Annotated in this window: 21 protein-coding genes and 3 pseudogenes; 8 read left to right on the forward strand and 16 right to left on the reverse strand. The window is 60.4% G+C overall.

The genetic code is table 11. From position 1 onward, the window contains the following. The first annotated feature begins 129 nt into the window (after positions 1-129). Positions 130-571: pseudogene (locus tag ABOC21_RS11840) on the forward strand (N-acetyltransferase family protein). 216 nt (positions 572-787) lie between these two features. On the opposite strand, the gene ABOC21_RS11845 reads toward ABOC21_RS11840, so the two are convergent. The 5 genes from ABOC21_RS11845 to ABOC21_RS11865 form a co-directional block, all read right to left on the reverse strand. After that, positions 788-1,168 carry a tautomerase family protein gene (locus ABOC21_RS11845; protein WP_426814684.1) on the reverse strand — a complete coding sequence of 127 codons (381 nt, stop codon included), beginning with the start codon at positions 1,166-1,168 and terminating at the stop codon, positions 788-790. After that, a complete protein-coding gene (locus tag ABOC21_RS11850) occupies positions 1,159-1,473 on the reverse strand; it encodes a carboxymuconolactone decarboxylase family protein (protein WP_426814685.1) in 315 nt (104 codons plus the stop codon). The genes ABOC21_RS11845 and ABOC21_RS11850 overlap by 10 nt, the downstream gene beginning before the upstream one ends. Before the next feature lie 150 nt (positions 1,474-1,623). Then, positions 1,624-2,388: a trans-aconitate 2-methyltransferase gene (gene tam, locus ABOC21_RS11855; protein WP_426814686.1), complete on the reverse strand. Its 765-nt coding sequence runs from the start codon at positions 2,386-2,388 to the stop codon at positions 1,624-1,626. 142 nt (positions 2,389-2,530) lie between these two features. Further along, positions 2,531-2,821, reverse strand: a complete 291-nt coding sequence (locus tag ABOC21_RS11860; RefSeq protein WP_426814687.1) for a hypothetical protein — start codon at positions 2,819-2,821, stop codon at positions 2,531-2,533. Between the two features lie 228 nt (positions 2,822-3,049). After that, a complete protein-coding gene (locus ABOC21_RS11865) occupies positions 3,050-4,231 on the reverse strand; it encodes an MFS transporter (protein ID WP_426814688.1) in 1,182 nt (393 codons plus the stop codon). Positions 4,232-4,411: 180 nt separating this feature from the next. On the opposite strand from ABOC21_RS11865, the gene ABOC21_RS11870 reads away from it, so the two are divergent. Next, positions 4,412-5,029, forward strand: a complete 618-nt coding sequence (locus ABOC21_RS11870; protein ID WP_426814689.1) for a LysE family translocator — start codon at positions 4,412-4,414, stop codon at positions 5,027-5,029. On the opposite strand, the gene ABOC21_RS11875 is transcribed toward ABOC21_RS11870, so the two are convergent. Then, the gene (locus ABOC21_RS11875; protein ID WP_426814690.1) at positions 5,016-5,168 is read right to left on the reverse strand and encodes a hypothetical protein; all 153 of its coding nucleotides are present in this window, start codon (positions 5,166-5,168) and stop codon (positions 5,016-5,018) included. The genes ABOC21_RS11870 and ABOC21_RS11875 overlap by 14 nt on opposite strands. 196 nt (positions 5,169-5,364) lie before the next feature. Between ABOC21_RS11875 and ABOC21_RS11880 the strand changes: the two genes are divergently transcribed. Beyond that, entirely contained in the window at positions 5,365-6,474 is a 1,110-nt protein-coding gene (locus tag ABOC21_RS11880) for a YbfB/YjiJ family MFS transporter (RefSeq protein WP_426815474.1), read from the forward strand. Here ABOC21_RS11880 and ABOC21_RS11885 read toward each other — a convergent pair. Beyond that, positions 6,471-7,313, reverse strand: a complete 843-nt coding sequence (locus ABOC21_RS11885; protein WP_426814691.1) for a LysR family transcriptional regulator — start codon at positions 7,311-7,313, stop codon at positions 6,471-6,473. The genes ABOC21_RS11880 and ABOC21_RS11885 overlap by 4 nt on opposite strands. 92 nt (positions 7,314-7,405) lie before the next feature. On the opposite strand from ABOC21_RS11885, the gene ABOC21_RS11890 reads away from it, so the two are divergent. Then, positions 7,406-8,470, forward strand: coding sequence for an NAD(P)H-dependent flavin oxidoreductase (locus ABOC21_RS11890; protein ID WP_426815475.1), 1,065 nt, complete (start codon positions 7,406-7,408; stop codon positions 8,468-8,470). A gap of 45 nt (positions 8,471-8,515) precedes the next feature. Here the strand turns inward: ABOC21_RS11890 and ABOC21_RS11895 are convergent, their stop codons facing one another. From ABOC21_RS11895 to ABOC21_RS11910, 4 genes are read right to left on the reverse strand one after another with little or no spacing between them, the layout of a single operon-like run. Next, positions 8,516-9,175 (reverse strand): methionine ABC transporter permease, encoded by a 660-nt coding sequence (locus ABOC21_RS11895; RefSeq protein ID WP_166646187.1) that lies wholly within the window; start codon positions 9,173-9,175, stop codon positions 8,516-8,518. Continuing rightward, complete coding sequence (locus ABOC21_RS11900) at positions 9,172-9,963, reverse strand: methionine ABC transporter ATP-binding protein (RefSeq protein WP_426814692.1); 792 nt, start codon at positions 9,961-9,963, stop codon at positions 9,172-9,174. The genes ABOC21_RS11895 and ABOC21_RS11900 overlap by 4 nt, the downstream gene beginning before the upstream one ends. Then, positions 9,960-10,766 carry a MetQ/NlpA family ABC transporter substrate-binding protein gene (locus tag ABOC21_RS11905; RefSeq protein ID WP_426814693.1) on the reverse strand — a complete coding sequence of 269 codons (807 nt, stop codon included), beginning with the start codon at positions 10,764-10,766 and terminating at the stop codon, positions 9,960-9,962. The genes ABOC21_RS11900 and ABOC21_RS11905 overlap by 4 nt, the downstream gene beginning before the upstream one ends. A 23-nt stretch (positions 10,767-10,789) precedes the next feature. Continuing rightward, positions 10,790-11,818, reverse strand: coding sequence for an isopenicillin N synthase family dioxygenase (locus ABOC21_RS11910; protein ID WP_426814694.1), 1,029 nt, complete (start codon positions 11,816-11,818; stop codon positions 10,790-10,792). Positions 11,819-12,107: 289 nt separating this feature from the next. On the opposite strand from ABOC21_RS11910, the gene ABOC21_RS11915 reads away from it, so the two are divergent. Then, positions 12,108-12,395 carry a VF530 family DNA-binding protein gene (locus ABOC21_RS11915; protein ID WP_426814695.1) on the forward strand — a complete coding sequence of 96 codons (288 nt, stop codon included), beginning with the start codon at positions 12,108-12,110 and terminating at the stop codon, positions 12,393-12,395. Between the two features lie 6 nt (positions 12,396-12,401). Here ABOC21_RS11915 and ABOC21_RS11920 read toward each other — a convergent pair whose 3' ends face one another. Further along, positions 12,402-12,827, reverse strand: coding sequence for a hypothetical protein (locus ABOC21_RS11920; protein ID WP_426814696.1), 426 nt, complete (start codon positions 12,825-12,827; stop codon positions 12,402-12,404). Between the two features lie 121 nt (positions 12,828-12,948). Then, positions 12,949-13,906, reverse strand: a pseudogene (locus ABOC21_RS11925) (AraC family transcriptional regulator). Positions 13,907-14,015: 109 nt separating this feature from the next. On the opposite strand from ABOC21_RS11925, the pseudogene ABOC21_RS11930 reads away from it, so the two are divergent. Then, positions 14,016-15,216 (forward strand): annotated as a pseudogene (locus ABOC21_RS11930) (MFS transporter). 36 nt (positions 15,217-15,252) lie between these two features. Here ABOC21_RS11930 and ABOC21_RS11935 read toward each other — a convergent pair. Next, entirely contained in the window at positions 15,253-15,702 is a 450-nt protein-coding gene (locus tag ABOC21_RS11935; RefSeq protein ID WP_426814697.1) for a helix-turn-helix domain-containing protein, read from the reverse strand. Between the two features lie 71 nt (positions 15,703-15,773). Here ABOC21_RS11935 and ABOC21_RS11940 point away from each other — a divergent pair, with 71 nt between their 5' ends. Then, positions 15,774-16,778, forward strand: coding sequence for an MFS transporter (locus tag ABOC21_RS11940; RefSeq protein WP_426814698.1), 1,005 nt, complete (start codon positions 15,774-15,776; stop codon positions 16,776-16,778). Positions 16,779-16,817: 39 nt separating this feature from the next. Further along, positions 16,818-17,000, forward strand: a complete 183-nt coding sequence (locus ABOC21_RS11945) for a hypothetical protein (RefSeq protein WP_426814699.1) — start codon at positions 16,818-16,820, stop codon at positions 16,998-17,000. A gap of 15 nt (positions 17,001-17,015) precedes the next feature. Here ABOC21_RS11945 and ABOC21_RS11950 read toward each other — a convergent pair whose 3' ends face one another. Then, the gene (locus ABOC21_RS11950; protein WP_426814700.1) at positions 17,016-17,909 is read right to left on the reverse strand and encodes a dihydrodipicolinate synthase family protein; all 894 of its coding nucleotides are present in this window, start codon (positions 17,907-17,909) and stop codon (positions 17,016-17,018) included. A gap of 55 nt (positions 17,910-17,964) precedes the next feature. After that, positions 17,965-18,855 carry a DMT family transporter gene (locus tag ABOC21_RS11955; RefSeq protein ID WP_426814701.1) on the reverse strand — a complete coding sequence of 297 codons (891 nt, stop codon included), beginning with the start codon at positions 18,853-18,855 and terminating at the stop codon, positions 17,965-17,967. Positions 18,856-18,935 lie beyond the last annotated feature (80 nt).

The raw sequence follows: 18,935 nt of genomic DNA on the forward strand, positions 1-18,935 counted from the left end.
TATCCCTCTCCCCTTGAGACGCGCATTATACCTTAACGACCCCGGACATAGGCAGACTAGATTCGCCGCGCTTGAAGTAATTTCCTTTCAGGAAAATAATGGCTTATTCGCATGAGGCGGGAGGGCATGATGATCGTTGATATACGTGAGATACGTTCGCGGGACAAACCGCAGTGGCTTCAGGCTGTGGGAGGGCTATACCCGTTTTTACGACAGCCCGCAGCCTGACGACGTAACCGAGTACACCTGGCAACGCCTGCTGGACGACGCATCTCCGGTTATTGGCCGGGCGGCGGTCGTCGATGGCCGGGTGGTCGGGTTCGCTATTTGCGTGCTGCACGAAGGCAGCTGGGTGAAAACGCCCGTTTGCTATCTGGAAGATCTGTTCGTCGATCCGCAGATGCGCGGGCGCGGAGTCGCCAGAGCGCTGGTGCAGGCCCTGCATTCGGAAGGTAAAGCGAAAGGGTGGTCGCGCTTATACTGGCATACGCGCGCTGATAATCCCGCCCGTAAGCTGTATGATGAATTTACCCCTGCGGATGATTATGTCCGCTATCGCGTGATGCTATAAGCCGTCAGCGATAAGAAGTTATTAAGATTTTCCCTGTCTAATAGCGGAAAACGACTCAGGAGAATCCAAAATGGAAAAACGCATCGAGACGACCGTTAATTTGATCATCTTTCTTTCGCTGCTGGCTACCGCCTGGGATCTCTCCCTGGTGCACCATCTCCCCTGGTAAATCCGGCAGTACGGCGCCCGCTGCGGCGCCGTTAATTAGCCCTCAACCTATCCCGTTAGCATCTCACCGCGGCTAAAGCTCCAGTCCTCGGCATGGTTAAACTGAATGACCACCATCACGTCGTCAGGAGCAACGCCGAGCTCCGCCTGCAGCCGATCGCACAGTCGTCGATAGAAGCGCTTTTTCTGCTGCGCGCTGCGCGGTTTGCCGGCAAAAATATGAAACAGCAGATAGTCCTCGCTGCGCCCGCCGCTGAGATAGTGCGGATCGACGATGCAGCGGGCGGCGGGCAGAACGTCGATAAACTGAAATTTATCCGCCGGGGGAACCGCAAACTCGTCCACCAGAGTTTGCTGGAATAGCGCGGACAGCCGCGCAATCCATTCATCGTCATAGCCGGCGCGCAGGGTTATCCGGGTCAAGGGCATGCTGGTTCCTCCGGCGGTATGCAGGAGAGCGCGGTGACGGCCGCGGGCCAGCCGGCATAAAAGGCCAGATGGGTGAAAACCTCGATGATTTCCGCGCGGGTCAGACCGTTGCTGGCGGCAAAATCAATATGCCACGGCAGCTGTCGTTCTCTGCCCAGCGCCGTCAGGGCGGCGAGGGTAATCAGGCTTCTGTCCCGCGGCGACGACTCGCTGCGGGCCCAGATATCGCCGAAAAGCACGTCTTCGGTGAGCCGGGCGAGCTTTGGCGCGATCCCGGCCAGGTTGTTGCGGTTAGGTGATGCCATCGTGCATATCTCCGGTTGCCATAAGAGGATGAAGGGAGAGTGGCACAGGGCAATGCTTCTGAATATCGCAACATTTTTGATAATCAATCCTGAAAAACAGGACGGTTAGCGATAAAACCGGGTGATATCCTGCGCGCCCGGCAGGCGCTATCAGCCAGCGGTCCGACGACGGGCGACGATAAACAGACGCGGGAACAGCAACAGCACCTTACCGTTACACTGTAACGGATAGTGCTCCTGCAGAAGCGTCAGATAGCGGCTGAGAAACGCGTCGCGCTGGCTATCGTCGAGGTTCCGCAGGTACGGACGCAGCCCCGTCGACTGCAGCCAGTCAATAATGGCCTGATGGGAATCGAGCTGATGGTAATAGGTGGTGCGCCAGATATCGACCTCGCAGCCGCTGTTCGCCAGGATGTCATAATACTGGCGGGCGCTGGGAAGCGGGTGGCGTCCGCTCTCCGCATGCCCAAGCTCCTGAGCGACCTGGCGCATCAGAGTATGAGAAGGCTCCTGCCAGTTATCCGGCATCTGCACCGCCAGAACACCGTTATCCGCCAGTCGTTCGACGAGCTGCGGGAACAGCGTCTGGTGGTCGGTAAGCCACTGTAGCGAGGCGTTGGCGTAGATTACATCCGCCGGACGCTCGGGTCGATACTCGCGAATATCGGCGGCGACGAAGCTGCACGCGGGCAGCGCCCGGGACGCTTCTTCCAGCATCGCCGGCGAATTATCCACGCCGACCACCGTCGCCGCGGGCCAGGCATGGTGCAGCAGCGCGGTGCTGTTTCCCGGCCCACAGCCAAGGTCAACGGCGAGGGTAACGGGATGGTGAGCGATACGGGCGAGCAGTTCGGCGGCGGGGCGCGTACGTTCGGCGCCGAACTGTAGATAAAGCGAGGGGTTCCAGTCTGCCATCGGTGACTCCGGGTTAGATAAACTCGTTGATCAGCATAGATGGCATTGACCGCGGGTAAAATGACTTTACCCATTTTTCTTGTTTACGTTACGGCGTCACGCTGCCTGAAGCAGGGAGAATACGTTGCGCCGCAGCAGCATCTTAATCGGCGTCCTTTAACGACTCCGCGCGGCTGGCGGTGGCATAGACAAAATCCAGCATCGGCTCAAGATCGGTATCGTATCCGGCCTGGATGATTTTCCCTCGCAGCCACTCAATTTCGCTGGTGATATCCGGATGGAAAATATTATTGTCCTGCGCGTTGCGCAGCCATTTCAGCAGGAAGTTATTTTTTCCTCTGACTCCGCCCGATTTCTTCGATTTTCCGTGTATTTTCAGCGCGATTAATATGCAGTAATAGAAATGAACCCGCTGATTAAAACTTTGATGCATGTATGTATTTCCCGCCAGACTCAGGAATTCACCGTCGAGGTCAGTGATTCGGATTGGGCATGATAACGGGCACGGATCGTTATTATTCGATCTCTGATATATCACCCGTATCGCCAGTACGCCCTTTGCCGGGCGTTGAGCGGATGGTGTCACGGATGCCGAATAACAGTCAATTCTTGATTACTTTTTTACCTTTTTCGGCAGGGGCGGCGCGCCGAACACAATTCCTTATGCCCGCCGCAAACCGGCGCGTTGTTGCAGATATACGCGTAATATCAAGATAAACGCCATGACCACCGCCGCTGCCGCCAGCAGATAAATAGTTCCCAGACTGTAATAGCCGGCAACCCAGCCAGCCAGGGGGCCGGTCAGCCCGAGAGCCAGATCGAGGAATGCGGTGTAGGTGCCCAGCGCGGTGCCCTGATTTTGCTCCTCAACCTGCTTCACCGCCTCGACGCCCAGCGCCGGGAAGACCAGCGAGAAACCGGAGCCGGTCAGAAACGCGCCGATCCCGGCAACCCACGCAGAAGAGGCCTGCCAGATAATCAGCAGGCCGATGCATTCGATAACAAAGCACGCCAGCGAGACCGGAACGCCGCCGTAGCGGGTGATGGTATTGCCCAGCACCAGACGAATGCAGATAAAACCGACGCTGAACAGCGACAGCGTAAACGCCGCGCCCTGCCAGTCATGGGCGGAAAAGTAGAGGGTGATGAAGGTTGCGATCGCCCCGAAGCCCACGGTCCCCAGCGCCAGCCCCAGCCCGAAGGGCCAGATTTTACGCACCACCACGTGGAAGGGGGCGCGAACGCCGCCGCTGACGCTGACGTCTTTACGCGTGCGGGCAAAGAGCAGGCCGATAAAGGCCACCAGAACCACCACGGCGGCAAAACCGCCAATGCCAAAATAGCCGTTGAGCAGAACCCCCAGCGGAGCGCCGACCGCCATCGCCACGTAGGTCGCGACGCCGTTCCAGGAGATCACCCGCGAGGTATGGATCGCGCCGACGGTTTTAATGCCCCACAGCGTCGCCCCGGTGGCGGTAAAGCTCTCGCCGATGCCAAGGAAAATTCGGCCAACCAGCAGAGCGGCCACCGCCAGCAGCGGCGCGGATTGCAGCAGCACCGCCGCCAGCGTCAAGGCTCCGCTCAGCAGGCAGCAAACGATACCGAGGCTGACGACCTTTTTCGGCCCCCAGATATCGGCGTAGCGCCCGGCGTGCGGCCGGCTGAGCAGGGTGGCAATGTACTGCAGACTGATCACCACGCCGGCAACAAAGGTGCTATAGCCCAGCTGATAGTGGATGTAGCCGGGCAAAACGGCGAGCGGCAGGCCGATCGACAGATAGCAAATGCAGGTGAAAACCACGATCGAAATGATGCGCAGATTGAGTCTGAGTCTGGGTGGCAAAAGAGGTCATAACGTCAGGTAGTTAAAACAAAAGTGGCGTTAGCATAGCGCAGACCCTGCGACCAGCACGAGCACGGGATGTGATTTTCGCACGTTTCACTTAAAGTGCCGTAAGTTGACGTATATGCCGTTGCCGCAGCCGCTAATTTTCTCTAGAATCCGCTCTTTCGGAGATCGAAAATGTCCGTCACAGATTCCCTTCTTGCCTTTTCATTTGCTGCGCTGCTCCTGACGTTAACGCCGGGTCTCGATACCGCCCTGATTCTACGAACCTCCGCCGCGGAAGGCGGTAAAAAAGCCTTTCAGGCCGCGCTGGGTATTGACGTGGGATGCCTGATCTGGGGGGCGCTGGTCGCTCTGGGCCTCGGCGCGCTGCTGGCGGCCTCGGAGTTGGCCTACGGCCTGTTAAAATGGTGCGGCGCCGCCTGGCTGTGCTGGCTGGGCCTGCAGCTGATCCTCCGGCCTCGTCGCGCCTTCGATGCCGGAAAGGCGGCGCCCGCTGCCGGGAACTGGTTCCTGAGGGGGATGTTAGGCAACGTGCTTAATCCCAAAATGGGCGTCTTTTACGTCTCCTTCCTGCCGCAATTTATCCCTTCCGGCCACTCTCCGCTGCTCTGGACCTTCCTGCTGGTTGGCATCCACGTGCTGCTGGGCACCCTGTGGTCCTTAACCCTGATTATCGCTTCCCGCTATGCCTCGGGCCTGCTGAAGACTCCGGGATTTATCCAGTGGATGGATCGCGCGACGGGCGGCGTGTTTGTGCTCTTCGCCGCCAGGCTGGCGCTCAGCAGCCGCTGAGTCGGCCGTTGCAAACGACGATCTGCGCGGAAAAGCGCGGATCGTTACCCGCGCAGAAGGGCCGCCGGCCGGCGCGATCGGCTGGCATATTTCGTTGACCGACGAAGCGTTCCCCTGAATTTCCTTCTAGTTTGCTCATGTGACCATACCCGGCGCTGGCCCAAAGCCGCTTGCCTGTCCGTTAATTTACAATCATACTAAATTGAGAATTTAAATTAATAATAGTTCTCTTTTTGAGATTAATTGTTGGGGGAGTACGCAACGTGACTGAATACAGGCCCGAACTTAAGGCCTTCCTGCTGGCGCTGGCCGGCTCGGTAGTACTGATCGTTGGGATGGGGTACGGGCGCTTTGCCTTCACCGGGATCCTGCCGCTGATGCTGGATGAGCACATTTTAACCCTGCGCGAAGGCAATCTCGCGGCGTCGGCGAACTACGCGGGCTATCTGCTGGGGGCGCTGATGCTGGCGAAGGCCAGGCCGGGTGATGCCAAATGGTTAAACCTCGCCTCGGTACTCTTAACCCTGTTATGCCTGGCGGCGATAGCGTGGCTACGCTCGCCGCCGGCAATTATTGCGCTAAGGGGCATCGCTGGCGTGCTGAGCGCGGTGACGCTGATCGCCGCCTCGCTTTGGCTGCTGCAGCATATGAAGCATCATAACGGCGCGCCGGTCCTCTATTCAGGGGTCGGGATGGGAATTTTTCTCTCGGCGGAGTTTATTTCGCTCGCCAAAAGCCACGCGTTGACCAGCCAGCAGATCTGGCTCATCTGCGCCGCCAGCGCCGCGCTCCTGTTCTTGCTGGTTCTGCGTCTGCTGCTCAGTCCGCCTGACTATCTTATTGCCTGGCAGCCGACGGTAGCGGCGCACGCAGCAGGCGCAGAGGGGCGGCGCGGGGATGCATGGAAACTGTTGCTTATCTATGGCTTAGCCGGATTCGGCTATATCATCACCGCGACCTATCTGCCGCTGTTTCTCTCCGGCTCGCTTACCGACATCGACCCGGTGCAGCTCTGGGCGCTGTTTGGCCTGGCGGCGGTACCGTCCTGCTTTGTCTGGCACAAGCTGGCGCTCAGGCTCGGCTACCGACGGGCGTTTACCCTCAATCTGATCGTGCAGGCAATTGGCGTGATCCTGCCCGCCTGGAGCCACTCCTTAGCGTTTTGCATGCTGAGCGCGCTGCTGGTTGGCTTCACCTTTATGGGCACCGTCACCCTTGCGCTGCCTGAAGGGAGGCGGCTGAATCATCTGGTGACATTCAACATGATCGCCGCCATGACCGCTACTTACGGAATCGGGCAGATTATCGGCCCGCTGGCGGCCGGCGTCCTGTACGGTCTGACCGGCTCCTTTAATGCCGCCCTCGGCGCCGCGGGAGGCGCGCTGTTTGTCGCCGCCGTACTGGTGATGCTCGGCAAACCCGCCGGGCAAACGCCGAGCAGCTAAATATCGGCCGCCAGCAGCAGCAGCTGGCGCATGGCATCCAGCGCTGGCGAAACGTAGCCTTTGCGCCAGACAAGCTGGGTTATCGCCGTGCCGACCGGCTGCGCATCGCAGCCTTCCGGTAACGTCATTAGCGCCAGCACGCTCTGCGGGACGATCCCGGCGTATCCGCCGGAGGCAATACAGGCCATGACGGCGTGATACGAACCGATATCCTGGATTTCAACGTTTTTCATAGTGGACAAAAATGACTCCGCTCGCCTGCGATAGCTGCAGCCCTGCGCAAACGCCGCCAGCCTGAACTCTTCCCGCCCGGCAGGGCTTATCAATATCAGCTCCTCGGCGAAGATCGGCAGGTACTCCAGCGCCGCCGGACACTCCGGCTCGCCGCTGGCATCCGGCGGCAGGCTCACCAGCGCGCAGTCGAGCGCGGCGTTAAGCACGCGTTCGACCAGCTGCTGGGTAGGCATGGTTTGTAAGGTGAGGGCGACCGCCGGGCACTGCTGATGAAAGCGCGGTAGAACCGAAGCCAGGCGGCTGGCGGCGGCGGCCTCCATCGCCCCCATCCGCAGGCTCCCGGCGGGCTGCGTCGGATGCAGCGCCTGCTTCGCCTCTTCGGCCAGGCTCAGGATCCGCAGCGTGTAGTCAAGAAAACGCTCCCCGGCGGCGGAGAGCAGCATCTTTTTATTACCACGAACGAACAGCTCAACGCCGAGCTCTTCCTCAAGCTGCTGGATGCGGGTAGTGATGTTCGATTGCGCGCGGCCCAGCCTTTTGGCCGCCCGGGTGACGCTTTGCTCCTGCGCCACGATGTTAAAAATTTCCAGCGTGCTGTGGTTCATGTTTTTCTTCTAAATATGGAAATAATATTGATCTTAACATCTCAAAAGGAGATGTTAAGCACTGAATATCACAAATTTACGCAGGATCAATGATGATGAACCGCCTGACGCAGCAGCTTGATATCGTTTACCCCATTATACAGGCCCCGATGGCCGGCGTGTCGACGCCTGAGCTGGCGGCGGCGGTCAGCAACGCCGGCGGCCTGGGCTCGCTGGGATTAGGCGCCTCTTCGGTTTTTCAGGCGCGGGCGCTGATCGAGAAAACGCGCCGGCTCACCGCCCGGGCGTTTAACGTGAACCTTTTTTGCCACCTTCCGGCGCGCAGAGACGAGCAGGTCGAAGCGCAGTGGATTGAGCGACTGCGCCCGGCGTTCGCCCATGCGGGAAGCCAACCGCCACAGGCGCTGACCGAGATTTATCAAACTTTCCTCGGGCACCAGCCGATGCTTGAGCTGCTGCTTGAGCTGGCGCCGCCGGTGGTTAGCTTCCATTTCGGCGTTCCGCCACGCAGCGTCATTCTGCGTCTGCAGGAAAGAGGCATCGTCACCATGGCCAGCGCAACCAGCGTCGAGGAAGCCCGGCAGATTGAGACGCAGGGCGTTGATATCGTTATTGCGCAGGGCTACGAAGCGGGCGGCCATCGCGGGATCTTTGACCACCGCGGCGACGACCAGCAGCTGAGCACCTTTACGCTGCTCCAGAAGCTGAAGCGCGCGGTGGGGCTGCCGATTGTCGCCGCCGGCGGCATTATGGACGGCGCGGGAATTTGCAGCGCTCTGAGCCTCGGCGCCGAGGCCGCGCAGCTGGGGACCGCATTCCTGCTGTGCCCGGAGTCGGCAGCGGATAGCGGCTATCGGCGGGCGATTAAAAACGGTCCTGACCCGCAAACCGAGCTGACCGCGGCGATTTCCGGCCGTCCGGCGCGCTGTCTGCATAATGGCTGGCGCGCGCTGGCGCAAGAGGTTGACGCCTCGGCGATCCCGGCCTATCCGCTGGCCTACGATGCCGGTAAGGCGCTGGCGACGGCGGCGAAAGCACGGGGGGATGAGAGTTACGGCGCCCACTGGGCGGGACAGGGGGTTGGTCTGATCCGCGAGCTGTCGGCGACGGATCTGATGCAGACCTTAATTCACGAGTGCGGCTTGCGCCAGGAGTGAGGAAAAGGGGCGATGCCGGCGGGACATCGCCCTTGAGGGCGCGAACTAACGACGGTGCGCCAGGCGGCGAACCAGGCGGTCTCCGGTCATCTGCACGCCCTGGACCATCGCCACCAGGATCAGCACCGTGCCCACCATCACCTCATTATTAAAGCGCTGGTAGCCGTAGCGGATCGCCAGGTCGCCTAATCCGCCACCGCCGATCACTCCGGCCATCGACGAGAAGCCAATCAGCATAACGATCGTCAGCGTTACGCCGGCCAGCAGGGTCGGCAGCGCTTCCGGCAGCAGAGATTTAAAAATCACGTGCCAGATGTTGCCGCCCATCGATAAAATCGCCTCAATCCGCCCGTAGTCCACTTCGTCCAGCGCGTTTTCAGTCAGCCGGGCGAAGAAGGGAAAGGCGCCGATAGTTACCGGAACCACCGCGGCGGTGCTTCCCAGAGTGGTGCCGATAATCAGTCGGGTAAACGGGATCAGCGCAATCAGCAGCACAATAAACGGCAGCGAACGGCCGAAATTGATCGCCGCCCCCAGCAGCGCGTTGAGCTTTGGCATCGGCAGCAGGCCGTTTTTGCGCGAGATAAACAGGATAATCCCGGTCGGTAGCCCGAGCAGAACGGTAAAAAATGCCGCCAGCCCGACCATATAAAGGGTATCCAGCGTGCCGCCCACCAGCAGCGGCCAGAGATCTTCCCAGCTCATGCTACTCCGCATAGAGGCCTCCCGTGAATGCCGTGACGGGCGAGAAAATCACGCTCAGTTTGCGGATCGTGCAGCAGCGACTGACGCAGCTTTGACCACGGCGCCACCAGCAGATCGGCAATTTTTCCGCTTTCAACAATTTCGCCTTTTTCCAGCAGTGCGGCGTGATCGCACAGGGTTTTAACCACCTCCAGTTCGTGGGTGATCAGCACGATGGTCAGATGCAGTCGCTGATTGATATCCGCCAGCAGCGCCAGCACCGAGGCGGTGGTTTCCGGGTCCAGCGCGCTGGTTGCTTCGTCGCACAGCAGCACGTCCGGCCTCGCGGCCAGCGCCCGGGCGATCCCTACGCGCTGCTTTTGCCCCCCCGAAAGCTGGGATGGAAAGGCCTCGACCTTGTCGCTGAGCCCAACCAAATCGAGCAGTTCCTCCACCCGGGCCCGGCGGTCGGCCTTCGCCATCCCGGCGATTTCCAGCGGCACCGCAACGTTGTCGGCGACGCTGCGCGCGTGGAGCAGATTAAAATGCTGGAAGATCATCCCGGTTCGCAGGCGATAGGCGCGCAGGGCCGACTTGTCCATCTGCGTAATATCATGTCCGTTCACAATAATGCGGCCCGCAGTGGGCCGCTCCAGCAGATTCAGACAGCGTATCAGCGTACTTTTGCCCGCGCCGCTGCGCCCGAGGATGCCGTACACGGCGCCCTTAGGAACGTGCAGCGAGACATCGTTTAGCGCCGGTCGGCCCGTTCCGGCATAAGTTTTACTCAGCCCCAGAACCTCAATCATGACTGCGGCGCGACCGGTATCACCGAGCCGTTATACTGTTTGCGGATAAACTCCGCCACCTGCGGCGAGGTCAGATCCTTCGCCAGCTGCTTGATCCGCGGATCGTTAGCCAAAGAGGGGTTGGTGACGAGGATATTGGCGTAGGGGTTATGCTCCGCGCTTTCGAGGCCCAGCGCATCTTTTGCCGGCGTCAGGCCCGCCTCCAGCGCATAGTTACCGTTAATCACCGCCAGGTCGACGTCGTCGAGGGAGCGGGGGATTTGCGGTGATTCAATCTCAAGAATTTTGAGGTGTTTAGGATTCTCCACAATATCCTTTGGCGTTGCCAGAGTGGTGGCCGGGTCGGTAAATTTCGCCGCCAGCTTGATCAGCCCCTGGCTCTGTAGCAGGAACAGCGCCCGGCTCAGGTTGGTGGTGTTGTTCGGCACCGCGACGGTGGCGTTTTCCGGCAGGGATTTGAAATCTTTATGTTTGTGCGAGTAAATACCCAGCGGTTCAATATGCACCGTTGCCGCAACGGTAAAGGTTTTACCCAGCGCTTTTTCCTGATCCTTCAGGTAGGGAACGTGCTGGAAATAGTTGGCATCCACGTCGCCGTTGGCCAGCAGTTCGTTGGCGTTCACGCCGCTGGTCAGCTCCACGACCTTCAGATCGAGGCTCGGATCGATTTTCTTGATGTAATTCAATATCTCCGCGTGCGGCACCGGGTCAGCGGCGACGCGCAGCGCGGCGGCCTGCGCCGAGGTCCATGCCAGAGAAAGAGACAGTGCTACCCCTGCCAGTTTAAAAGCGGCATTTTTCATGGTGTTTTCCTTTATTGTTATGGTTAAACGATCAGTTGTTCGGCGCGTTCGCGAAACACATCCTGGTAGTAGCGTTCGGCAACGTCCGGATGCGAGCGCAGGCGCCCCTTCAGGTAGTTCCAGCCCACTTCCCGCAGCAGCGGATTCTGCGGATCGCTGTCCGGCCCGAGGGCCTCCTGCGCCAGTTCAGGCGGTAGGGTGTAGACCGGAACCACGGCATCCAGCTGCGCGCCGAGAAAGAAGGCGATAGAGAGGCGCTGCTGGTCCGCCGGCGGCGAAACGACGCGGTGCACCGTTGCGCGCAGATAGCCATTGGTCGCCAGCTCAAGAAGTTCGCCAATATTGACCACGAAGCTGCCGGCCAGCGGGGTCGCGTCGATCCAGCGGTCGGGCGCCACTTCAACCTGCAGCCCTTTTTGCTCATCCTGGAGTAAGAAGCTGAGGAACCCCGAATCCTTGTGGGCGCCCACTCCCTGGCTGCTTTGCGTCTGCTGCTGGCCGGGGTAGCGGATCAGTTTGATATGCTCATTGGGCTGATTACCGTACAGGGTATCAAAGGCGTCATTAGGCAAATTCAGGGCTTCGGCAAACGCGCGCAACACGGTGATACCGACCTGCGTCATCGCACTTTGCCAGCTCAGCAGCGTCGGTTTCAGGTCAGGTAATGCTTCCGGCCACAGGTTGGGCCCCTGCAGACGCTGCCAGCGCGGCGCATCGTCACTCAGCGTCAGAGCGGGGCGCTCGGCGCCAATATCGAACTGCTCGCGCCAGTCCGGCTGTCCGCGGGTAAGCTCCGAGGCGGCGCGGTTATAGCCGCGAAAGTGCGGGGAGTGGATCATGGCGACCGGCTGCTTTTGCTCATCGGCCAGCGCGAAGAAGCGGCGGGAAAGCTGCTGCACGCTGCGCTGCAGTTCGTCATCCACGCCGTGATTGATCAGATAAAAGAAGCCGATGTCGCGCGCGGCGTGGTGCAGGTCGGTGAGAAAAGCCGACTTTTCAGCGGGGTCCGCGTAGCGGGCAAGATCGAGAATCGGCAGCGTGGTTGCGTTCATTGTGTTCTCCGAAGGCGGTGTGCATATATTTTCGTGTATTCAGATTCAGGGTTCGGGGACAACAACAGCGCATAATTATTTCCTCAGTCAGGTGGTCAAACACAGCTTGCCCTAAGCGAAAATAATCAACCAATAACCTTCTTTTCTAATTTATGTCCGTCGGGGGTTCAGTGCTTTTGCGAATAGTAGATAAGGGCGATAATGCGCTACGCCCGCGCGGCGAGTTGCGTCGGGCGAGAGGAGTCAGTATGGTGTGCGCAATTTCTCAGGTATTTCAGGACAGGACATTATGCAGTCTTCAAAAGATCCCCTGCACGGCGTAACGCTTGAAGCATTACTCAACGCTCTGCTAGCGAAATATGGCTGGGCGGAGCTGGCAAAGCGCATCAATATTAACTGCTTTAAGAGCGACCCCAGCATCAAATCCAGCCTTAAGTTTTTACGCCGGACGCCCTGGGCGCGCAAGGAAGTGGAAGAACTCTATATTGATAGCCTGCAAGATATTGCCGACGGCCGCGAGGATGCTCCGGCAGACGGCCCGTGGGCAAACTGGCAGAGTAAAAAGGAACAGCGCTAGCGGCGGTTAAGGCGCCTGCCTGCGCATCTGCCGCCACTTCACGGTGTGATAAATAAAATAGCCGGCGGCTAAAGGCAACGTCAGCGGCACTAATGCGAAGAGATACAACGCGCCAAATCGGCCCATTCCCCCGCCGTTAATCGTGTTAAATGTGCGCTCCGACGTCAGGTGAAGAAGCGTGTCATCGGCCCCGCGTTTCGCAAAGGGGAAGAACAAAATAGAGAGCCAGCCGAGCGCAATAAGCGGCCAGCCGACCTCATCATAGAGGTTGTAAATAAGCAGGCCGAAGAGGAAAACGCCCCACGCCAGCTTACCGATAAAATCCGGACGCTTAATAAAAAGCACCGCCGGATGCACGATGCGGACCGGGCGCTGCCGCGGCCTGCGGCTTCCCGTTTTCCGCGATCGGCGGTGGCTGTTTTTTCTGCTCACTTCCTGTTAATTATCCTGCTTAGCCGGGACGCAATAGCGCATGCCCCATAGTGATATTAACCGGCGAATTGAGCAAATATAATTCAGCCGCGCTGCCAAAAAACGGGGGCGGATATTCTGCCTATATCTCTTCCCCGGGTGAAATAGCGCGCAGGGCGCCGGGTGCCTTGCCGGTAATACGCTTAAACGCGCGGCTAAATGCGGCATGGGAGCTGTAGCCCAGCTTGAAAGCCACCTTTTCCAGCGCCTGACCTTCATGGGAAATGTACTGAATGGCCAGGCGCATGCGCAGCTCGGTCAGGTAGCGCGCGGGCGTCGTGCCGGTCGCCGCCAGAAAGCGTTCGGCAAATACCGAACGCGAGGTGCCGGCCTCGCGGGCCAAATCCTCAACCTTCCAGTTAACCCCGGGCTGCTGATGCATCACGTAGATAGCCCGCGCCAGCTTCGGGTCGCGCAGCACCTGCACCCAGCCGGTGGCGTTGCCGCAGCCGCACTCCACCCAGCCACGAACGATCAGCGCCGCCACCACGTCCGCCAGCCGCGCCAGGATCCCCGCATAGCCCGCCTGGCGGGTGAGGGTTTCTCGCTCCATCGCCGCCAGCAGAGGCTGGATCTCCGGCCGGGTATTCAGCAGGCTGCTGACCATCATTACCTCCGGCATCGCCTTGACCAGCGGCTGCATGCCGCCGAGCTCAAAATCCATACAGCCGCTGAAAATAATGGCGTTGTCCTGCTCCGGCTGCGGACCCTCGTTTTTGATGCAGCACACCGTACTGCACACCGGCTCGGTGGGCAGTTGCTGGACGTTGACGATCTGCGCCCCGGCGTCGGACATCAGCACGTGGCCATCGCCGTTGGGAATAAACAGCGCGTCGCCGCTCTCCAGAGCCAGTCTGCTGCCCGCTGGCCATGCGCAGCAGAACCGGGCCGCGGCTGATGAAGTGGAACTGCGCCTTGCCTGGCACATAGCTGAACGCCACTCCGAACGGCCGGCCGGATTCAATGCGCCGGTAGTTGACGCCGGAAAGGCGCATGCCGCGCAGCAGTTCACTGGTGAGATCGAGGGCCTGATGGGTCATAACGCGAATCCCGGACGAATTATCAATAACGGCAGAGTATGCATCATAGATCGTCCGAAGAGAAGTTTCTAAGCTGTGTCGGATTGTTAACTGTTCTGGAGAGATGTATATGAGTTCCTGCATTGTAGCCGATGAGAGCCAGCTAAACGCCAAACCCGCCTGGCGGGCCGTTTATGCGCTGGCGCTGGGCGTTTTCGGCCTGATTGTTGCAGAGTTTCTTCCCGCCAGTCTGTTAACGCCGATGGCGGCAAGCCTGGGCGTGAGTGAAGGGATGGCGGGGCAGGCGGTGACCGCGACGGCACTGGTGGCGCTGGTTACCGGGCTGCTTATTACCCCGGCGACTAAAAATATCGACCGCCGCTGGGTGCTGATGTTTTTTTCGCTGCTGCAAATTATCTCCAGCATGATGGTCGCCTTTGCGCCTTCGCTGGCGTTTTTACTCCTCGGTCGCCTGCTGCTGGGCATTGCCATCGGCGGTTTCTGGTCGATGTCCACCGCAACCGCCATGCGCCTGGTACCCGCCGCGTTTGTGCCAAAAGCGCTGGCCATCATTTTCTCCGCCGTATCGATCGCGACAGTGGTGGCCGCGCCGCTGGGCAGCTATTTAGGCGCGCTGATCGGCTGGCGCAACGTGTTCATCATCTGCGCACTGCCGAGCGTGGTAGCCCTGTTCTGGCAGCTGTGGGTTCTGCCCTCCATGCGTCCGGAAAGCGCAGGCAGCTTTGCGACGCTGTTTAAGGTGCTGCGCCGGCCGGGTATGCTGGGCGGCATGCTGGCCACTATTTTAATTTTCAGCGGCCATTTCGCTTTCTTTACCTACCTGCGGCCGTTTCTGGAAACCGTCGCCCGGGCGAGCGTGGAGGGGGTATCTCTGATCCTGTTGGGCTTTGGGCTGGCGAACTTTGTCGGCACCTCCATTGCCGGACATTTACTGGCCCGCAGCCTGCGCCTGACGCTGGCTCTGGTGCCGTTTGCGATGGGCGTTCTGGCGCTGATGATGGTGACCTTCGGCCATCTGGCGCTGCTTGATGGTCTGATGGTGGCCATGTGGGGCTTCGCCTTCGGCCTGGTGCCGGTGGGCTGGTCAACCTGGCTTGCCACTACGGTACCGGATGAGGCCGAGAGCGCCGGGGGGCTGCTGGTTGCCTCTATCCAGGCTGGCCATCAGCGCCGGAGCCGCCGGCGGCGGGGCGGTGTTCGATATTACCGGCGCCAGCGGCGTCTTCACCGGCAGCGGGGTGCTGCTGCTCAGCGCGATGGTCATTGTTCTGCTCGGCGTACGGGTAAAACCGGTCCCGAGCGGAGAGTAAATAAAAGCGCCTGCGGGCGCTTTTTCCGTTTCGCCGTCAGCCGGGGCGCTTCAGCGATCGGCCGGGCGGCTCTTTTTTCTTTGCCGCCCTGGCGCCGCTTTTCCCCGCCAGATCGACAAGACGCCGGAAGGTCGGGCACTGCATATGCGAAGGCGCCGGGCAGTCGGCAACGTGGCGAAGCGTATCGCGCAGGGCGGTGAACTGCTGAATCTGGCGGTCAATGAGGTCGGCCTTCTGATGCAGCTCAGCGCGCGGAAGGTCGGGAGAACTCGGCTTGCCGAACATTCGTGCGATCTCGTCGAGCGAAAAACCCGCCGCTTTGCCCATGGTGATGAGCTTGAGGTGCAAAAGCACCTCCTGCGGAAACTGTCTGCGCAGCCCGTGCCGCGAAATTGAAGCGATCAGGCCGATCTCTTCGTAGTAGCGCAGCGCCGAGGGCCTGATCCCGCTCTGTGCCGACACCTCGCCGATATCCAGAAATTTCATGCTTGACCTCAACTCGACTTGAAGTCGTAGCATGCTCCTGAACCGAATATCCGGCAAGGGGGGGAACAAAAATGACGCAGGTGGAGATCGCCATCACGACCAAAAAACAGGCGGCAATCGTAGCGGCTCTCGCGCTCTGTATGCTGCTGGCCTCGCTGGGCACCAGCATCGCCAACATTGCGCTGCCCGCGCTGGCGGCGGCCTTTGCCGCACCGTTCTCACAGGTGCAGGCCATAGTGACCGTCTATCTGTCGGCGCTGACGATCTCGGTGCTTGCTGCCGGTCGTCTGGGCGATAGATGGGGGCTAAAGACCATGCTAATGGTCGGTCTCGGGCTGTTTGTCGCGGCCTCAATGCTCTGTAGCCTGGCCCCCGGCCTGTGGTTTTTGAGCGCGGCGCGGGCGCTGCAGGGAGTGGGCGCCGCTTTCCTGATGACGCTGAGCATGGCCCTTATGCGCCAGACCGCCGGGAAGGATCGCATCGGACGGGCGATGGGGCTACTGGGGACTACCTCGGCGCTGGGAACGGCGATCGGCCCCTCCGTCGGCGGAGTGCTGATCGCCTGGGCGGGATGGCGCAGCATTTTCTGGGTTCAGCTGCCGATCGCCTGCCTGGCGCTGTTGCTGATTTTTATCCTCTTACCCGCCGATTTACGCGGTCGTTCCGAGGCTCAGGTCGGCCAGCGGTCGGCGCTGGCCGGGCGTCTGGCGCCCTGGCTGCTGGTCAATCTTCTGGTGGCCGCGGTGATGATGACCACCCTGGTGGTGGGGCCATTCTATCTGGGCATTGTGCTGGGTCTGAAAACCACGGAAGTGGGCTTCGTTATGGCCATCGGCCCGGCGATCTCGATTCTTTGCGGCGTGCCTTCCGGCCATCTGGTTGACGGCTGGGGAGCCCGCCGGGCGCTCGGCATGGGGCTGATCCTGCTGGCGGCGGGAGCCTTTATGCTGGCATACCTGCCGAACCGGATGGGCATTATCGGCTACGCGCTGTCGGTGATGATTTTGACTCCCGGCTACCAGCTCTTTCAGGCCGCCAACAATACCTCCGTGCTGCGCGACGCCGGGCCGGGTTAGCAGGGAACGGTATCCGGATTGCTCAGCCTCGCGCGAAATATGGGGCTGATTGCCGGCGCGGCCGCCATGGGCAGCGTCTTTTCGTCGGCAGCCGGCACGCAAGACCTCGTTCATGCCCCGGCGTCGGCTATCGCCGGCGCCATGCGGTTCACTTTCCTGCTGGCAGGCTCAATGATGGTGGGTGCCATCGCCATCGTGTTCGCCGGGCGCCTGAAAAAATAATGCTCCCGCTGCGGGTCAATTCAGGAACGGCAGCTGGCCGAGGATCTCCTGCAGATCGCGCCTTTCCTGACCAGTCAGCGTCTGGAGGGGGAACGGCAGGCACGGCGCCGACGCGGCTCCAGGGATCTCGGCCAGGGTCGCAATTACCCGCAGGCTCCCGTGGCGACGATAGAACGCCCACAGCGGCTCAAGGGCCGCGCTAAGCCGCTGCGCTTCGTCGTTATCTCCGCGCAGGGCCGCCTGGGTCAGACTCAGGGCATAGCGGGGGAAGAGTCCGCCGAGGACGGAGTACCAGACGTCGCAGCCGGCAATCAGGCCGGCCGCCGAGCGGGCGTCGCCGCTGATGCCGAGAGTGACCCGTTCGGCGATCCGGCTTTTCAGGACCGCGATGCGCCGGGAGGCCGCGCTCCAGTCTGCCGGAAGGTCGCCGAGCTTTATCGAAGCGACGTGGTTGAGGTTCGACAGGGCAACCAGCAGGTCGTCGGAAAAGACAAACCCGGTTGTTGCCGGATTGTCATAGATACACAGCAGCACCGATAGCCCGGCGGCGACGCGGTCATACAGGCGAAACGCCTCATCGGCGCTCAGCGGTTGATACGACAGCGGCGCCAGCAGTACGCCGCGAACGCCGGCGTTTTGCGCATCCTCCGCCAGCCTCATAACCTCATCTGCGCTGATGCTGCTGATGCTGGTCATCACCGGGATACCGGATGCGGCGCCGACGGCCAGGCGGGTGACCCTGAGCCGCTGCTCCCGCGTCAGATAGGCATAGCTACCGGTCGAGCCCAGCGCGCCGATTGAATCCACGCCGGCATCGACAAGGTTCTCAATCAGTGAAACAAACGACTTCTCGTCGATCTCCGCCCCCGCCAGCGGGGTAAGAGGGAATGCGCTCAGGCCTGTAAACATCGTTGATTCCTTTTTAAGAAAACGGGGAGTAATCCGTCGCGGCAGCGGTTGCGTTTTATCGGGCAAATTTTCTCGATCCGATAACGCACAGAATAACGCCTGAGGTGACGAAAACCATCATCGGACTGACCGTTTCATGCAGCAGGGTCGCCGACAGCGCCAGGCCAAAGAACGGCTGCAGCAACTGGAGCTGGCCAACGGCGGCAATCCCGCCGATAGCCAGCCCTTGGTACCAAAAAATAAAGCCGATCAGCATACTGAAAAGCGATACGTAGCCCAGCGCTACCCAGGCCGGGGCGCCAATGCCGCTGAAAGTCGCAGGCTGGGTCATAAAAGAGGCGATCAGCATAAAGGGCAGGGAGATAATGAGCGCCCAGCTGATAACCTGCCAGCCACCGATAATCCGGGTCAACTTTGCGCCCTCGGCGTAGCCCAGGCCGCAGACAATGACTGCGGCAAGCATCAGCAGATCGCCGGTCAGCGACGTCGAGGCGTTTTGCGCGAGCGCGAAGCCCGTAACCAGCAGGCTGCCGATGACCGAAAAGATCCAGAAGGCCGTTTTCGGGCGTTCGCCGCCGCGCAGGACGCCGAAAATGGCCGTGGTAAGCGGCAGCAGGCCGAGAAACACGATGGAGTGCGCGGAGGTAACATGCCGCAGCGCGAGGGCGGTCAACAGCGGGAAACCCACCACAACCCCCAGCGCCACGACGATCAGCGGCACGATTTGCGAGGCGCCAGGGCGCTGCTGGCGAAAATAGATAATCAGCGCGCAGGCCACTACTCCGGCGACGGAAGCGCGCAGAAAGGTCAGAAATAAGGGGGCTATCTCCAGCACTGCTACCCGCGTGGCGGGTAAAGAACCGCTGAAAATAATGACGCCGAGCAGGCCATTGAGCCAGCCGGAAGCGGCGCCGGGGTCGGCTTTGTATCGTGCTGAATTGACCACTGTCACCTCATCTGTTTGTTAGTGTTTACGGGCTTGAGCATTGGGTCAGCGGATGGTAGCCTCGCCAATCCGATACAATC

The sequence above is a fragment of the Klebsiella sp. WOUb02 genome (genome assembly GCF_050058015.1).
Taxonomy (GTDB): Bacteria; Pseudomonadota; Gammaproteobacteria; order Enterobacterales; family Enterobacteriaceae; genus Klebsiella.

Excerpts from the sequence above, each read along its gene's own strand:
- tam (WP_426814686.1), bottom strand. The coding sequence starts at position 2,388 with ATGGCAGACTGGAACCCCTCGCTTTATCTACAGTTCGGCGCCGAACGT.
- ABOC21_RS11910 (WP_426814694.1), bottom strand. The coding sequence starts at position 11,818 with ATGAACGCAACCACGCTGCCGATTCTCGATCTTGCCCGCTACGCGGAC.
- ABOC21_RS11850 (WP_426814685.1), bottom strand. The coding sequence starts at position 1,473 with ATGGCATCACCTAACCGCAACAACCTGGCCGGGATCGCGCCAAAGCTC.
- ABOC21_RS11875 (WP_426814690.1), bottom strand. The coding sequence starts at position 5,168 with ATGAGCAAACTAGAAGGAAATTCAGGGGAACGCTTCGTCGGTCAACGA.
- ABOC21_RS11890 (WP_426815475.1), top strand. The coding sequence starts at position 7,406 with ATGATGAACCGCCTGACGCAGCAGCTTGATATCGTTTACCCCATTATA.
- ABOC21_RS11885 (WP_426814691.1), bottom strand. The coding sequence starts at position 7,313 with ATGAACCACAGCACGCTGGAAATTTTTAACATCGTGGCGCAGGAGCAA.
- ABOC21_RS11900 (WP_426814692.1), bottom strand. The coding sequence starts at position 9,963 with ATGATTGAGGTTCTGGGGCTGAGTAAAACTTATGCCGGAACGGGCCGA.
- ABOC21_RS11935 (WP_426814697.1), bottom strand. The coding sequence starts at position 15,702 with ATGAAATTTCTGGATATCGGCGAGGTGTCGGCACAGAGCGGGATCAGG.
- ABOC21_RS11845 (WP_426814684.1), bottom strand. The coding sequence starts at position 1,168 with ATGCCCTTGACCCGGATAACCCTGCGCGCCGGCTATGACGATGAATGG.
- ABOC21_RS11860 (WP_426814687.1), bottom strand. The coding sequence starts at position 2,821 with ATGCATCAAAGTTTTAATCAGCGGGTTCATTTCTATTACTGCATATTA.
- ABOC21_RS11940 (WP_426814698.1), top strand. The coding sequence starts at position 15,774 with ATGACGCAGGTGGAGATCGCCATCACGACCAAAAAACAGGCGGCAATC.
- ABOC21_RS11950 (WP_426814700.1), bottom strand. The coding sequence starts at position 17,909 with ATGTTTACAGGCCTGAGCGCATTCCCTCTTACCCCGCTGGCGGGGGCG.
- ABOC21_RS11880 (WP_426815474.1), top strand. The coding sequence starts at position 5,365 with ATGGGGTACGGGCGCTTTGCCTTCACCGGGATCCTGCCGCTGATGCTG.
- ABOC21_RS11895 (WP_166646187.1), bottom strand. The coding sequence starts at position 9,175 with ATGAGCTGGGAAGATCTCTGGCCGCTGCTGGTGGGCGGCACGCTGGAT.
- ABOC21_RS11905 (WP_426814693.1), bottom strand. The coding sequence starts at position 10,766 with ATGAAAAATGCCGCTTTTAAACTGGCAGGGGTAGCACTGTCTCTTTCT.
- ABOC21_RS11915 (WP_426814695.1), top strand. The coding sequence starts at position 12,108 with ATGCAGTCTTCAAAAGATCCCCTGCACGGCGTAACGCTTGAAGCATTA.
- ABOC21_RS11870 (WP_426814689.1), top strand. The coding sequence starts at position 4,412 with ATGTCCGTCACAGATTCCCTTCTTGCCTTTTCATTTGCTGCGCTGCTC.
- ABOC21_RS11945 (WP_426814699.1), top strand. The coding sequence starts at position 16,818 with ATGGGGCTGATTGCCGGCGCGGCCGCCATGGGCAGCGTCTTTTCGTCG.